The 14,362-nt window shown below is 44.2% G+C and carries 13 protein-coding genes; 4 read left to right on the top strand and 9 right to left on the bottom strand.

All coding sequences use genetic code 11. From position 1 onward, the window contains the following. Positions 1–315 precede the first annotated feature (315 nt). The 7 genes from WG943_RS03600 to WG943_RS03570 all read right to left on the bottom strand — a co-directional run bounded on the left by WG943_RS03600 (position 316) and on the right by WG943_RS03570 (position 8,594). On the bottom strand, positions 316–1,437 hold the full coding sequence (locus WG943_RS03600; protein ID WP_340406795.1) for a hypothetical protein: 1,122 nt from the start codon (positions 1,435–1,437) through the stop codon (positions 316–318). Between the two features lie 71 nt (positions 1,438–1,508). Then, positions 1,509–4,238, bottom strand: coding sequence for a TonB-dependent receptor (locus WG943_RS03595; protein ID WP_340406794.1), 2,730 nt, complete (start codon positions 4,236–4,238; stop codon positions 1,509–1,511). 399 nt (positions 4,239–4,637) lie between these two features. Continuing rightward, a complete protein-coding gene (locus tag WG943_RS03590) occupies positions 4,638–4,817 on the bottom strand; it encodes a hypothetical protein (RefSeq protein ID WP_340406793.1) in 180 nt (59 codons plus the stop codon). A gap of 123 nt (positions 4,818–4,940) precedes the next feature. Then, complete coding sequence (locus WG943_RS03585) at positions 4,941–5,933, bottom strand: AAA family ATPase (protein ID WP_340406792.1); 993 nt, start codon at positions 5,931–5,933, stop codon at positions 4,941–4,943. A gap of 141 nt (positions 5,934–6,074) precedes the next feature. Further along, positions 6,075–6,593 (bottom strand): hypothetical protein, encoded by a 519-nt coding sequence (locus WG943_RS03580; RefSeq protein WP_340406791.1) that lies wholly within the window; start codon positions 6,591–6,593, stop codon positions 6,075–6,077. Positions 6,594–6,800: 207 nt separating this feature from the next. Next, positions 6,801–7,187 (bottom strand): hypothetical protein, encoded by a 387-nt coding sequence (locus WG943_RS03575; protein ID WP_340406790.1) that lies wholly within the window; start codon positions 7,185–7,187, stop codon positions 6,801–6,803. A gap of 306 nt (positions 7,188–7,493) precedes the next feature. Further along, on the bottom strand, positions 7,494–8,594 hold the full coding sequence (locus WG943_RS03570; RefSeq protein ID WP_340406789.1) for a hypothetical protein: 1,101 nt from the start codon (positions 8,592–8,594) through the stop codon (positions 7,494–7,496). Positions 8,595–8,627: 33 nt separating this feature from the next. Here WG943_RS03570 and WG943_RS03565 point away from each other — a divergent pair, with 33 nt between their 5' ends. The 4 genes from WG943_RS03565 to recO all read left to right on the top strand — a co-directional run bounded on the left by WG943_RS03565 (position 8,628) and on the right by recO (position 12,748). Beyond that, the gene (locus tag WG943_RS03565) at positions 8,628–8,951 is read left to right on the top strand and encodes a 2Fe-2S iron-sulfur cluster-binding protein (RefSeq protein WP_340406788.1); all 324 of its coding nucleotides are present in this window, start codon (positions 8,628–8,630) and stop codon (positions 8,949–8,951) included. 138 nt (positions 8,952–9,089) lie between these two features. Beyond that, the gene (locus WG943_RS03560) at positions 9,090–9,680 is read left to right on the top strand and encodes a thymidine kinase (protein WP_340406787.1); all 591 of its coding nucleotides are present in this window, start codon (positions 9,090–9,092) and stop codon (positions 9,678–9,680) included. 32 nt (positions 9,681–9,712) lie between these two features. Then, complete coding sequence (gene porZ / locus WG943_RS03555; RefSeq protein ID WP_340406786.1) at positions 9,713–12,037, top strand: type IX secretion system anionic LPS delivery protein PorZ; 2,325 nt, start codon at positions 9,713–9,715, stop codon at positions 12,035–12,037. Next, the gene (gene recO, locus WG943_RS03550) at positions 12,038–12,748 is read left to right on the top strand and encodes a DNA repair protein RecO (RefSeq protein ID WP_340406785.1); all 711 of its coding nucleotides are present in this window, start codon (positions 12,038–12,040) and stop codon (positions 12,746–12,748) included. Positions 12,749–12,820: 72 nt separating this feature from the next. Here the strand turns inward: recO and WG943_RS03545 are convergent, their stop codons facing one another. Next, entirely contained in the window at positions 12,821–13,372 is a 552-nt protein-coding gene (locus WG943_RS03545) for an FKBP-type peptidyl-prolyl cis-trans isomerase (RefSeq protein ID WP_340406784.1), read from the bottom strand. 11 nt (positions 13,373–13,383) lie between these two features. Further along, the gene (locus WG943_RS03540) at positions 13,384–14,343 is read right to left on the bottom strand and encodes an FKBP-type peptidyl-prolyl cis-trans isomerase (protein WP_340406783.1); all 960 of its coding nucleotides are present in this window, start codon (positions 14,341–14,343) and stop codon (positions 13,384–13,386) included. Between the last annotated feature and the right edge of the window lie 19 nt (positions 14,344–14,362).

The raw sequence follows: 14,362 nt of genomic DNA, 5'->3' as shown, positions 1-14,362 counted from the left end.
GGATTAGTCAAGTCCTTTTGATTTGCGTCTACAAAGTACAAGCTCTATTATTAATGCAAGATTATGCCAATGTTAAATAAGTATTATCAAATTAATTTTATGTAGGTTGTTTATTTTGCTCAATAAGCTGGTAGTCAATATTTAAGCTGTGAGGCGGGTTGTGTTACATAAGTGTGCAGGATGAAGTATAGGTGTTGTGCAGTAAATTTAAAAGCTTTCCGGCGATTGAGCCGGAAAGCTTTTAAATTCTGAGAAAAAAATAGGGCTGTCACAAATGCACTTGTGACAGCCCTACCTGTATTTAAAAAGATATAATTAGAAGTTGTAACCAGTCCAGTTAAATACTGCTGTGTTAGCGCCTGTATTAGCAGCTTTAACTGTTACACTAGCATTATCTGGGTTCTTTACACCTGCAGTTGACGTACCGCTATAATGATAGTCTACAACGCTTGTGGAGTTTCCATTGCCCTTGCCGTCTGTTAAGTCGATAAGATCATTAATAGCGTTGCCTTTAATAAGGAGGTTGGCAATAGTAGCTTTAGCACCTCTGCGCACCTTTACAGCATCATGCATCGCGAAAGTTGACTCGTTAGCAATTGTAATGTTCTTTAACGTAAAGTTAGATTGGTTAGCATCGCCAGGTGTATTGCCATCTAAGTTGCCGTCAAGCTCAGCGCCACGAGGATCACCTTCTGTACTAGTGTAGCCGCTCTTCCAAACACCATAAGCATTATCCAAAGTACCTGTCCAGCCCTGTGTAACATCAAACATATCGTCGTCAGAATTCATTACTAATAAGTTCTTAACGTTTACTGATCCACCAAACCATTCTACAGCATCATCAGAACCATTCGGGATATAAATGTTTTCGATTTTTGTGCCGCTACCCACAGCATTTAGGGTTAAGCCATTGTGCTCGATGTCTGCCGAAGATTTAGCTCCGGTGTATTCTAAAATAAGATATTCCAAAACACCCGAATTGTCGCTGTTGTTGTCGCCGCCATAGATAATAGCAGGGTTAACTTCCGCAGTGCCGGTAGAAACTACACCGTTTGGACCAGAGATTCTTGCTCTGCCGTTAATAATTAAACCACCCCAGTCGCCTTGGTTAGGAGTAGCTGCTCCAGATGTTATTCTTACCGGTTTGTCGGCTGTGCCGTTTGCAAATATTTGACCACCTTGTTTAACAAGGATGTACTTGTCAAAGCCTTGTTCAGCTTTGATAACTGTACCAGCAGGTATGCGAAGTTTTCCACCTTCAGCTACAATCAAAGTACCAGTTAGTTTGTATTCTGTTTTCGGATCAAGTGTTACATCGGTAGTAATATCACCACTCAGTTCACTATTCACAGTTGGTTCTGGTGTTGTGGTGTCATCATCATCGCAAGAGAATAATCCCAAGGGAAGAAGTAGTAGGTAAAGGAATGTCTTTTTCATCTTTTTTAAATTTGTTATGCGAATTTAGAATTGGAAGATTAATTCAATATGAAGGATAATTTATCTAATTGTTAAAATCGGTATGATACACCCAGGTCGAACAGCACGCCTCTCTTGTAGCTGCGGATAATTACACCTTCCGTAGCTTTGTCGGAGCCGGCGCCTTCTCTTGTAAGTTTATAAGCTGGGTTCAAAAGGTTTCTGGCTTTCAAGTCGAATTTAAGCTTCTCGTTAAGGCCCACAGAGGTCACAAAGTCCAGAGTAGTTATACTTTCCTCGATCAGGTTATTGAAACCTCGCGTACCAATGGTATGCACTTTGTTGCTCAGGTAGTTTAGTACCAGTGCCGATGTTAAGTTGACATTATTCTCCGTTACCAGGTTATAGGTCAGGTCGGCGTTAAGTATGTATGGTGCGGCACCCTCTAGCGTAGACGAAGTATTCTGCACGAAGAAGGTTGGGTCCAGCTCCACGTTTGTGTGGATGTATGAGGCATTTAAGCCAGCGTTAAAGCGATGCTTCTCAGCAATGTTCATCAGCGATTTTCTAACTTCTACTTCTATACCAGTGGCTACTGCATGGTCTGATATGTTGTCGTAGGTTCTTAGGCCCGCCGAGTTGCCCTGATCCACTCTCGCAATCGGGTCAAGTATATGCTTGTAAAAACCGTTTACCGATAACTGATCCTCCGGCGACATGTAGAAGTCCCATTTCAGATCGAAATTGTAGTTTGTAGATACTTCCAGGTTCGGGTTACCATTCTCGTTTCCATCGACTCCAAAGTAAATGAAAGGTGATATCTCTCTATCCTGAGGCAAAGTATACGTGCGGCTTACACCTGTTCTGATGTGGTGTTGTTCGTTCAATTCATACTTGGCGTTCAGGCTCGGCGATAGAAAGAACTTGTCTATGATGTTTGAGCCTACGTCGGCGCCACGGTTTACTCTGTAATTAATTTTGGTGTAAATGTCGTCTGCGCGCAAGCCTGTGTTCAAGGTCAGCTTGTTTCCGAATTTATGTACCAAGTCAACATACGCAGCGTGGTTGTTTCTTTTCACATCGTATGTATCATTGAAGGATTCTAACTGGAAGTCGCCGTTGGTCAGGGTTTGCTGGTTCAGGTATGGGTCCAAGCGGATGTTGTCCAGATCAAAAGTTGGGATGTTGCTCTGTCCTCCGGCCCAGATAAGGTTATAGATTGGGGCAGAGAAATCTTTGGAGCTTACTCTGCCATCGTAGCCTACTTCTATGTAAGATATTTTGTCGGCGTCTGTTGAAAGTGCGTATTGCAAGCTGGCTTTAGGTATAATGGCCATCTCAGTTATCTTGCTGTTAAAGCGCTGCACTCTTCCTTCGCCTACACCCAGCTGCACCCTGCCATTTCCGGCCGAAGGCAACATAATGATTCTACGGTCAGGCTCCTGGCCGATGACATTGTTCACGGCAGCGCCTACTTTAAAGGCAATTCTATCGGTTAGGTCGCCGTTCCAGATCAGTTGGTTTATAAACAAGGCGTTGTCATTGAGCTGTAAGCGTCTGATGTGCCCTTCGGAGTTATATTCGTCGGCTACTTGAAACAGCTCGGTTTCCTTGCCATAAAAGCTCATAGCAGACGATGCGGCAGTGTGCAGGTATAACGAGTTAAAATTCAGTTGGCTCCTGTTCAGGTTAAACTCAAAGTTGCCGGATAGCATGTGTGAAGCAGTTCGGATGGATTGCTGGTAGTTAAAATCTCGGAACGGGTTATCTGGGTTGGTTGCCGTAATAAGGCGGGTAACGCCCTCCTGGTAATGATATTTATTATCCATGGCACCGACAATGAGAAAACGGTGCTTATTCAGGAAACTGCTGCCGCCCGATATGCTTATGCCACTGTTCAGCAAAGGGTTTTTCTGCAGTGGGTCAAGAGAGGTGTTAAAGGAATAATTATTGAGGAACCGCTGCCCGGACTGGTTTTTCGGGCCATTTGCCGCCGTAACATAACCAAAGCTGTTCATGCCCTCCGGAAGCGAAAAGTCGCTGCCTGGCACCTGGGTGTTTACACCTGATGAGATACCAATCTGAAGTGCCTGGTCGTCAACGAGTTCTTTTGAGTTGATGTTGATCAGAGCGCCTCCAACATCGCCGTTCATAGATGCTGTAAACACCTTGCTTACGTTCACCGACCGTATCATATCGCTCGCGAAAAAATCAAGTGAGATGTTCTTATAAGCAGGGTCTTCAGATGGTATGGCAAAACCATTCAGGGTGGTGGTATTATAACGGTCGCCTAGGCCGCGCACAAATACGTTTTTAACACCGTCTTGCTTAGAAATGCCCGAAATTTTAGCAACCGCGCTCTCTGCATTGCTTACACCTTTGCGGGAGAGTTCCTGCGCACCAATCGACTGTGTTGCAATGACAGCTTTCTTCTGGTCGAGGAGCAAAATGTGCTCGGCTTCCCTGTTTCCTTTTGCGGTGATGGTAACCTCTGACAGCTGTGCAGTGCTTTGCTCCATCGTCACATCTACTGTGGTGGTTTTGCCAGCTGTAACGGTTACGTTTGAGATTATTTTTGGAGTATAAGAAAGGCTGTTTACTTCTAAGGTATAGGTGCCTTCCTTCATGTTGTCAATACGGAAACTCCCGAAAGCATCAGACGGTGCCCCAAGCCCCGTGCCTTGCACTTTTATAATAGCGCCAATTAGCTCTTCGCCTTTTTTAGCGTCTTTTACGGTGCCCTGTATGCTGCCAGTCTGTGCATGCACAGTGATAAAAGCAGATAGCACAAAAAATAGAACTGTGGTGAGAATTTGTCGCATGATTTTCAGTTAGTCTTTTGATGCGACAAAGGTAGAAGGGCTGTATTACCTGAATATTAATAGGGAGTTAAGTTTCCATTAACCAGACAGTATGCTGGGTGTAAGTTCTTGATTTACAGGTGAGTTTTTTGCTTTTTGTTGTAAATGGCAAGCAGATTGACAAGTTTTCTAGGCTACACCCATAAAGAATATAGAGGTTTTAACAAATTAGTAACCTTACAATAATCTGCAGCTAATACTGCGGGCCTAGATTTGTTCAATAGATCCTGCCTTTACATTTATAAGATACTGATTGCACATGTATGGGTGAGAGACATCGTGGCAATCATTAGCAGACGGTTTAGTCTCCCGCTCTGTGCGAAGCCCGCCTCTTTGGCGGGTTTCTTTTTTTAGAAGTGCTTAAAAAGTATAGGTAGGGGCATCTCCGCCGCAGGAACGCAGCGCGAACACGATGATAACAATAATAAGCACCAGCCCCAGGCAACCGACTCCCAGGCCACAACCGCCCTTGCCGCCTGCTGTGCCGCCACCTCCAAAAAGTTTCCTGAACAAGTATAGCTTTAGTAGACCTTTCCACATAAAACAGGGTTTAGATATAAAACACTAAGTCCCATCCGGGTTTGATGCCGGATGGGACTTAGTGTTACGTTTGTGAATTAAGTTACGTTTAACTCTGCTAATCTACAGCAGCACTGGTAGGTTTTAGCTGATTGGTACCTTGCGAAGTATGGCTTCAATAAAATCTTTAGAGGTAATTCCGTCGGCTTCTGCCTCATAGTTAAGTATAATGCGGTGGTTCATGATATCATGCGCCACTTCCTTAATATCCTCCGGCAGTACGTAGTCGCGCTCATCAAAGTATGCCACAGCTTTGGCTGCACGGTTTAATGCGATACTCGCACGCGGCGATACGCCAAATTGTATATAAGGTGCGAACTCTACAAGGTCATACTCAGCTGGGCGGCGGGTGGCAAATACCAACTCAATAATGTATTTCTCCAGCGTCTCAGATATCTGCACCTGGTTAATATCGTTTCTAATGTTAAAAATGTCTTCTTTAGAAAGCACCTTCGTCACAGAATCCTGGAATGACATATTGGCCATCCGGCGCATGATCTCCAGTTCATCAGGCTTTTTAGGGTAGTCGATGTATACTTTCATCATAAAACGGTCTACCTGTGCCTCGGGTAATGGGTAAGTGCCTTCGTGCTCAACAGGATTTTGCGTAGCCAATACCAGGAAAGGCAAGTCTAGTTTAAAAGTTGTTTCGCCTATGGTTACCTGTTTTTCCTGCATCGCCTCCAGTAGCGCCGACTGTACTTTGGCTGGAGATCGGTTTACCTCGTCGGCAAGTATAAGGTTGGCGAAGATCGGCCCCTTCTTTACCTCAAACATGGAGGCGTTTTGGTTATAGATCATCGTGCCAATCAGGTCGGAGGGCAGCAGGTCTGGTGTAAACTGAATTCGCTGGAAGTCGAGCCGCAGGGCCTTGGCCAGTGAGTTAATAGTGAGTGTTTTGGCAAGGCCTGGTACTCCTTCCAATAAAATATGCCCGCCGGTAAACAGTCCTATCAGCAAACGGTTAACCATATATTGCTGGCCAACAACTGCTTTGCTTACTTCACTAAATACCTGCTTTATTTTTCTCTGGTGCTCTTTCACCTTATCTTCATACATCAAATCTTCTGCTGCCATACTGCTTCAGGATTTTTAAAACCCCTAAATATAGCAATTATTGTGCTTGTGTGGGTAATTTAAGAGTTTGAGTACTTTTAAAAATAAAGAAGCACCTGTGCCAGGTGCTTCTCAATAAAACAATATATGCAGTTCCTGCCCTTAAGCAGCAGTGTTTCTTAAAATCTGAGATTGCCTTGTGTGCTTTGCTTTTTTTACCATCTCCACAAGGTTGCGGATTCGTTTTTCTTCTATTTCTAATGGTAAAACCAGCACATTACTTTTAGCCTTAACATGTACTCTTTGGTGCCGAGTCATAAGGTAAAGCATAAGGAAGAAGCCGCTAAGCAATGCAAAGGAGTCATCAAAGTATACCAGAAACGCCATTCCTAAGCTTAAGGCAAAGTATAACTTGTTACCTGTTGCTTTTACTTCCCAACCCTCAATGTCTTCGAGCATTACAGACGACTGGCCTATGTCTGTCCAATATAAAGGCCTTATAATGAGGCGGTGTGAGGTAAGAGTTAACTTCTTATCAACCGTCTGGATAAGATGCTTCTCATCGTTTACTAACTTTGCCTGAGCAACGGAGAACGATGAGTTAAGTTTGTTTAGCTTAGGATAACGTAACAATGAAAGTATCACAGCGTTTTCGATAGATGTATAGTAGGTAGAGTACAAGAACCAGAAAAAGGTTGCATGTAATGTATTGCAAAGATAAACTTTTTTTAGCTATAACTTACTTTTGTTTGTATTTAATTTATTAAAAATATAAAATCCCATATATAGTAATTGCTTAATTACAATGCATCGTTACGCATTAAGTTAAACTATAAAAGCCTTCCCTGATGCACAGGAAAGGCTTTTATAGCAAAAGTGGGTAGCAAATTAATCTGTTAAATAATAATCTCCTTCATGGCCGTGGGCACGTTGGTTTTTAAAGCGTGCGATATCAGCCTGCATATTGTCGTAAATCTCCTGAATCTCCTCAGAGTCTGCGGTAAGAGGTTTGATGTGCTCGCTCAGTAATTTTGCTGCAAGTGGATAAAATTTAGAGTCATCCGTATTCTTGGCATTCACTTTAAATGAGCTAACAGCACTCTCCAGTTTCTTCAGATCAGGGTATTTGCCTTTGAATTCTTGAATGGTGTCGCGAAGCTTTTCCCGTATCATCAGGTACACATCCTCTTCGAATGTCATGCCGAAATCGTCATCATCCTCGTCGTCGTCGAAGTTGTGGGAAAAGTCGTCGTCGTAGTCAAAATCGTCTCTCATGGCTGTTAGTTTCTTTTATTTATCTGTAGTACGGGTTAAGTTTCTGTTTGTGTCGGTGCTTTTGTCATTTCCTCTGAAAATACAAGCTACTTAAGTATAGTTACAAAGTGCTTTTATACATCCGAAATGCATAATTAGTATTTCGCCCCATTATTTGCAACAGGTTACGGACAGTCTTTAAGGACTGTTCTTATGTTTATAATACAGTTACTGCTTAATGCGAGTTAATCTGTATTGATAATGAGGATGAAACAAAAAGCCCTGGCTATACTTTAGCCAAGGCTTTAAAGAATGGTTATTTAAAGTTTAGTTAAACTTTCTTTCGATAAGCTTTAAAAGCTTGTTAACATGCTCTTGCTTTCTAGACCAATCATACTTTGGCGCGACCTCCTGCAGTACATAATTTTTAGCAGTATCAGCATCATTGTACTCGTCCAGTTGCTTAACTGTGTTATAGTAAGTCATATTATCTCCATCAAAAAGCTCGTTAATAAAGCTAAAGCGTTGGTTTATAGAGATAGAATTTTTCAGAGAGTCTATTTTACGGTTACTGTGTGCATCTGCCAGCGAGGCAGGAGCAGCTTTCCTGAAGTTGTCGTTCAAGGTAGGGCGTACGTTAGAAGGACTTTCTTCGTCACTGTCATCATCTGTGCTGTAAATAGGCTTAGTAGCAGGAGCAGATGCTTCGCGCTGTGCATTGTGTATGGGAGCCACTATTTCTTTCTCCTCTAGTGGGGCAGCTGGCGCAGGCGCAGGCGCACTAACCGGGGCCGCAACTATAGTTGGGTTACCAAGCACCTCGTTTTCGTTGATACCAAGTAAACTGTTAAACTGCGCCACTATGGCTGAGAGCGGCGTACGGCTGTGCTGGTTAGCATTCAGGTACAGTTTAAAGCGGCTGAGGATGTACTCTCGGTCACGGTTGGTAGGCGAAAGGGTTTCGATAAACCCGGCAAACAACTGTTTGTCGATATCAATATACCTTAGGTTCTCTTGCAGCTTTGGCAAGGTAATTTCTTCTTGTATGCGCAAGAATTTCTCTTCGAATGTTGCCGAAGGTGCCAGCACTACCTTAAATGTATCGTAGATGGCTTTTTGAAGCAGGGGCTCAAATGCATCGCGCTTCATGAGTATTTTGCGCGAAAGCACATTCATAAAGTTAACCAGCGCCTCTTTTACCTCCTCGTTCTCATAGTCGAAATAGGGGCTGCGCAGGTTTGCCATTTCCTGATGCCACTTAAGCAGAAGCTCTTTTATTACAAAAAGATTTACCTGCTTTATAGCTGTAAAACTAATAAGCTGAGGACCATTAAGGGTATCGTGAGTAGCAAAATGTCTGTCACAAAGCAGATTTGCCAACTGTTTGCTGTACTGCTCTAGGTGTAATTGATTATATTTGTCTTCCATAGGAATCTCTTTCTTCTGTAAAGTTATAAAATTATGCCAATCTTGACGGTGCAAAACCTTGCCGATCTTAAAGTAACGGTTGCGGCAGGGCAAACCCTGCTCAAAGCTTTGCAGGCTGAGGGTATAGATTGGATGCACGCCTGTGGCGGCAAAGGCCGCTGTACCACCTGCCGCATTATCGTAATACAAGGTTTAGAACACTTTGGCCCCCTAACAGATAGTGAAAAGCGTTACCGGAGCAACCACCGCCTGAAAGATAACGAACGATTGGCCTGCCAGTGTACATTAACAGACGGCGACGCAGCAGGAAAAGTACCCGAACAGACAAAGCTGCCGCACATGAACTATAGCAGTTAAGGAGAGTTAAAAAGTTTAGGAGTTAAAGTGTTTGAGAGTTAAGAGTGAAATCAACTAACAATTAATAATCAGCAATTTAATCACTAATAATACAGCAGTTCAACATTTAGCCATATATAATTACCACATTACAAACCAATGTTTATTGAACCACGCGTAGGCAACGGAAAACACACCAGAAGAGGATGGATAGAGGTGATCTGCGGGTCCATGTTTTCGGGGAAGACAGAAGAGCTGATCAGAAGGCTGAACAGAGCTAAAATTGCAAAGCAGAAAGTAGAGATATTTAAGCCTGCCCTAGACAAACGCTACCACGACGAGGATGTGGTATCACATAATGCGAACTCTATACGTTCTACACCTATAGATTTTGCGCAAGACATGCTGCTGCTGGGTGGCAGCTGTGATGTAGTAGGCATAGATGAGGCCCAGTTTTTTGATGAAGGCCTTGCTGAAGTATGCGCCAAGCTGGCAAATAGTGGCGTGCGCGTAATAGCTGCCGGCCTGGATATGGATTACTTAGGTAAGCCATTCGGCCCCATGCCTGCTTTGATGGCTGTAGCAGAATATGTAACCAAAGTGCATGCTGTGTGTGTACAATGTGGCGACATAGCACATTACTCTTTCCGGAATGCTGCCTCTGAGCAGCAGGTACTGCTTGGCGAAACAGACTCGTATGAGGCTCGTTGCCGCCAATGCTTTGTAGAAGGTATAAAAGCAAAAAAATAGCTATTCAGGCACTGCAGCATAAAACGTAAAGTATGAAATATAGCAAGCCATACATTCGGGTACTGAAGCTGTTGCTTAGCTTGTGTCTGTTATTGAGGATGATTCCTGCTCATGCTCAGAGCAACCTTGCCTTGGGCGACTGGCGCTTGCACATACCTTACCAGCAAAGCAAAGCCGTAGCAGATGCCGGCAACAAAGTATACGTTGCCGCTGAGGAGGGCTTGTTTTACTTCGACAAAGAATTTAATACAACCGAAACAATCTCTAAAGTAGACGGGCTGAGCGAGCAGCAGATTAGCACCATTGTTTTTGATGACGCTACGCAAACACTTTTAATTGCCTATAAAAATACAAACATCGACCTGATCCAGAATGGCAAAATAATTAACATCAGCGATATTTTACGCAAAGCCATCTCAGGAGAGAAAACGATAAATGATGTAATCGTCCATAATAAACAAGCTTTTATTTCCAGCACGTTTGGGGTAATTGTACTAGACCTGGTGAAGCACGAGGTGCGCGACAGTTACCGCAACCTGGGCCCTAATGGCGAAACCGTTAATGTAAGAGCAGCAGCCATACTTCGTGATAGCATTTACCTGACTACCAATTTGGGAGTAATGGCTTCAAAGTATAGCAATACAAACCTGCAAGACTATCATAACTGGTCTGGATTTAACGCAGGGCTGCCAGCGTCTGCTTCAGGAGCAAATAAGCTGGCTGTGTTTAATGATAAAGTATATGTTAGCCTTGCCGCCGGGGGAGTTTATACGTTGCAGCAGGGCAACTGGCAGCCTGCTGCTGTTTCTGCTACTGGAGTGGTATCTGCTTTAAGTGCAACAGCTTCGCATCTTGCTATAACTACACCTGCTGGTGTATCGGTAATGGCTAAAGATGGCAATGTTACCAATGTTTCACACCAGCTTTTAAAAGCCCCCAAAGATGCGGAAGTGAGCACAAACGGTATAATCTGGGTGGCTGATATGCAGGCAGGATTGGTTAAACTGAGCACCAACGACACCGATGCCACAGCATATACACCCAATGGGCCTTTCAGTAAAAATAGCTTTAAGGTTTATACTTATGGTGGCAATGTATATGTATTAAGCGGCGGTTATAGTGCAGCTTATCTGCAAAATGATGCCTGGAATGGGTTTTACGAATATACCCAGGGAGAGTGGAAAAGCTATAATGGGTATGTGTACCCTGGCTCAGTACAAGGAAATGATTTGGTTGACGCCGTTTTCAACCCCGTAACAGATAAACTATACTTAGCGAGCTACGGAAAGGGGCTTATCGAGTGGCAGGGAGTTACAGAGGCAAAACTTTTTAACGGCCTTAACAGCCCTTTGCTAAGTGCCCAAACTGCTTGGGTAGATAAAACAGAATATGTGAGGGTTACCAGTGTAGCAGTAGATAGTGAAGGCAATGTATGGGCTGTTAACAGAAATAATCTTGCAGGTTCTCCTGGTCTGCACAGGCTTTCACCCGACGGTACCTGGACCTCTTTTACCTTGCCGGGTATACCTGATGGCAGCAACCTAGACCAAATCCTAATTGATGATGACGGGCAGAAATGGCTATCTATAGCGCGCAGGGGCAACCAACGCAGTGGTCTGGTAGTGTTCGATGATGAAAAAAACAGGGTTCGGCAGCTTAGCATTGGTAATGGAGCCGGAGGCTTGCCTAACGGTGATGTATATACGTTAGCTAAAGACCTAAACGGAGATATCTGGGTGGGTACTGCCAATGGCGTAGGAGTGTTCTATAACCCTGGCTTTGTATTTTCGGAGCAGAATTATGATGCCCGTATACCTATAGTAGAACGCAGACCATTGCTCGATGGCCAGTTAGTGCGCACCATAGCCGTAGACGGTGCAAACCGAAAATGGATAGGTACTGACAACGGCCTTTGGCTTTTTAACCCTGACGGAGATAAGCTGATCCGCCACTTTAATGCTTCTAACAGCCCGTTGCCTTCCAACAGAATTCTATCAATTGCAATTGAGCATAGTTCAGGAGAGGTATTTGTGGCAACAGATGCCGGCGTGGCTTCTTTTAAAGCAGAGGCTACTATAACAGAGGGAACTCCTGAGTGCGCTACTGTTTCCCCGAATCCTGTACGCAAAAATTACACTGGCTTAGTAGGAGTATCTGGCTTACCAAATAATGCCAATGTACGTATTACAGATGTGGCGGGTACACTAGTATATAAAACCAAAGCCACCGGGGGCACCCTTGCCTGGGATGCCCGCGATTATAACGGAAAACGTGTTAGAGCAGGGGTGTACCTGGTCATGAGCTCCAGCGACGATGGAACACAAACCTGTATCAGTAAAATAGCCGTACTGGATTAAATGCTAGTAAAAACAAGGGGCATTGTACTTAACCACATCAAGTACCGCGAATCATCCATCATTGCCAAAGTATACACCGAGCAGCTGGGGGTGCAGTCCTATATCATAAATGGGGTGCGCAAAAAAGGCAGTGGCTCCCGTATAGCTTTGTTTCAGCCGTTTACGCTGCTCGAGATGGTGGTTTATACTTCGCAAAAAGGCGGCCTTACACGCATCTCAGAGTTTAAAAGTGCTTACCCGTTCAACAGTATTCCTTTTGATATCCGGAAGAGCAGCATTTTATTGTTTTTATCAGAAGTTGTGTCCAGAACAGTGAAGGAAGAGGAGGAGAACACGCAACTCTTTAACTTCCTGTACAATGCTATTATAGAGTTTGATGAGCAGCCGGAGCATTTTGAGAACTTCCACCTGATCTTTTTGCTTCATCTGAGCCATCACCTGGGTTTCGGCCCAAGCTCCGGAGCCGAGATTGTGGAGCAGGTGGCTTTCTCGAGCAACGCGCAAAGCGCTACATCAGCACCTACCGTACTGGCCATACAAGCCCACGAAGAGTTGTTTAACCAGCTGCTGCACCACCCCGCACAGGCACATGTACCAAACGGAAGAGTGAGGCGCGAATTGCTTTCTGTCCTTATCCGCTACTACCAACTGCACGTTGATAAACTGGGCGAAATTAAGTCGCTGGCTATACTTTCGGAAGTGCTTTCGTAGTGATGCTATACTTTATACAAACAGAAAAGGCGCTATACTTAGCGCCTTTTCTGTTTGTAGTTGTTTATACTTCTACTTCGTTCTTAGAACCGCGATATCAAAGATAAGTACGGAACTAGGAGGTATATTTCCCTGCATGTAAGGGCCATAGCCCAAATGTGATGGTATGAACAAACGTGCTTCCTCGCCTACTGTCATCAACTTAACACCTTCATTCCATCCTTCAATTACACTTAAAGGACTATTCTTGGCATCAACCTGAAAGGTATGAGGTTTACCTCTGTCGTACGACGAATCGAAAGTAGCTCCGTTTGTTAATTTGCCAATATAGTTCGCTTCTACCAAATTACCTGTTTTGATTTCTGCGCCAGTGCCTGGCTTCAGCTGTAGGTAATATAGGCCGGAAGCAGTTCTAACAACCTGCGTTGTGTCTACATTATTAGCTCTAAAATATCTGCGGATAACTTCTTCGTCAATTTTCTTCTGGCCCTCTACGTCAAATTCGTAAGGGTTAACATCGTCGCCGCCGCAAGCTGAGAAAGATGCAGCCACTGCTACAAAAAGGAAAACCTGAAGCAAGTTCTTGCCTTTGGTTGCCCATTGGATAAGGGTTTGCATTTTCATAAGTATAAAAATTACTGTTTGTTAACCTTTACCAGCTCCACATCAAAGCGAAGTATAGAGTTTGCCGGCATGTCCGGGCCGCGGTCCTGCTCGCCGTATGCCAGCGGAGAAGGTACAAGCAGGGTAGCTTTGCTGCCTTCTTTTAATTTCTGGAATGCCTCGTCCCAACCACGGATAACTTGGCCCTGGCCAAGCGTGAATGTAAATGGCTCACCGCCTGTCATCGGGTTGTCGTAAGACGACTCCACTTCTTTACCATCCAGGAAAGACAGCTTGTAGTGTACAGACACTTGGTCGCCGGCTGCAGCCTGTGGGCCTTTACCCGGAGATGTTACATTATAATATACGCCAGATTCAGTTTTTTGCATGTTGCCCAAGTTCTGAGCCTTGATGTATTCCTGAATTTTCTGGTCGTCTACTTTTATCTGCTTCTCAGCACGAACAGCAGCTTCTTTCATCTGCTCCTCAAACATCTTCTGCTGGTCTGCAATAGCAGCATCTTTAGACTGTACTTTCTCAGCTTTGATGAAGAACGTTAACTGAGAACCAGGCTTAATGAACGGAGGAAGCGGCTGGCCAAATGTCTTAGCGAAAAGTGAGTCTGCGTTTACTTTAAACACACCGCTGTCGCCGGCAGACATCATCATCAGGGCATGCTCCAGGCTGCCTTTAAAAGTAGGCTCCATTACCGGAATCATGATCGGCTGGTTCTGCTCACGTGAGTTGAACAACACAGAGTCTTCTGCATTTCTGTACGACATATGCATCGTTACCACCTCACCAATTTTGGCGCCGGTAGTATCGTTGGCAGAAACTTCGCCTTTATTTTCGTACTCGCCTTTACTGTTTTGTTCGTAGATTTTATAGGTCAGGCCATCAGCCGTAGTATAAAACTCATCTTTTTTGCTGCAAGACTGCAACATAAGTGCGCCAGCTAATACAGGCAGCAAGAATTTAGTTTTAAATAGCATTGTTTATAAGTTGAGGTAA

It is taken from the genome of Pontibacter sp. H249 (assembly GCF_037892465.1).
GTDB lineage: Bacteria > Bacteroidota > Bacteroidia > Cytophagales > Hymenobacteraceae > Pontibacter.
The sequence above is the reverse complement of the archived record's forward strand: the minus strand, read 5'-3'. Positions and strand labels throughout refer to the sequence as shown.

Coding starts and splice junctions, on each gene's coding strand:
- WG943_RS03545 (WP_340406784.1), bottom strand. CDS start 13,372: ATGAAAATGCAAACCCTTATCCAATGGGCAACCAAAGGCAAGAACTTG.
- WG943_RS03600 (WP_340406795.1), bottom strand. CDS start 1,437: ATGAAAAAGACATTCCTTTACCTACTACTTCTTCCCTTGGGATTATTC.
- WG943_RS03575 (WP_340406790.1), bottom strand. CDS start 7,187: ATGAGAGACGATTTTGACTACGACGACGACTTTTCCCACAACTTCGAC.
- WG943_RS03585 (WP_340406792.1), bottom strand. CDS start 5,933: ATGGCAGCAGAAGATTTGATGTATGAAGATAAGGTGAAAGAGCACCAG.
- WG943_RS03570 (WP_340406789.1), bottom strand. CDS start 8,594: ATGGAAGACAAATATAATCAATTACACCTAGAGCAGTACAGCAAACAG.
- porZ (WP_340406786.1), top strand. CDS start 9,713: ATGAAATATAGCAAGCCATACATTCGGGTACTGAAGCTGTTGCTTAGC.
- WG943_RS03540 (WP_340406783.1), bottom strand. CDS start 14,343: ATGCTATTTAAAACTAAATTCTTGCTGCCTGTATTAGCTGGCGCACTT.
- recO (WP_340406785.1), top strand. CDS start 12,038: ATGCTAGTAAAAACAAGGGGCATTGTACTTAACCACATCAAGTACCGC.
- WG943_RS03560 (WP_340406787.1), top strand. CDS start 9,090: ATGTTTATTGAACCACGCGTAGGCAACGGAAAACACACCAGAAGAGGA.
- WG943_RS03590 (WP_340406793.1), bottom strand. CDS start 4,817: ATGTGGAAAGGTCTACTAAAGCTATACTTGTTCAGGAAACTTTTTGGA.
- WG943_RS03565 (WP_340406788.1), top strand. CDS start 8,628: ATGCCAATCTTGACGGTGCAAAACCTTGCCGATCTTAAAGTAACGGTT.
- WG943_RS03595 (WP_340406794.1), bottom strand. CDS start 4,238: ATGCGACAAATTCTCACCACAGTTCTATTTTTTGTGCTATCTGCTTTT.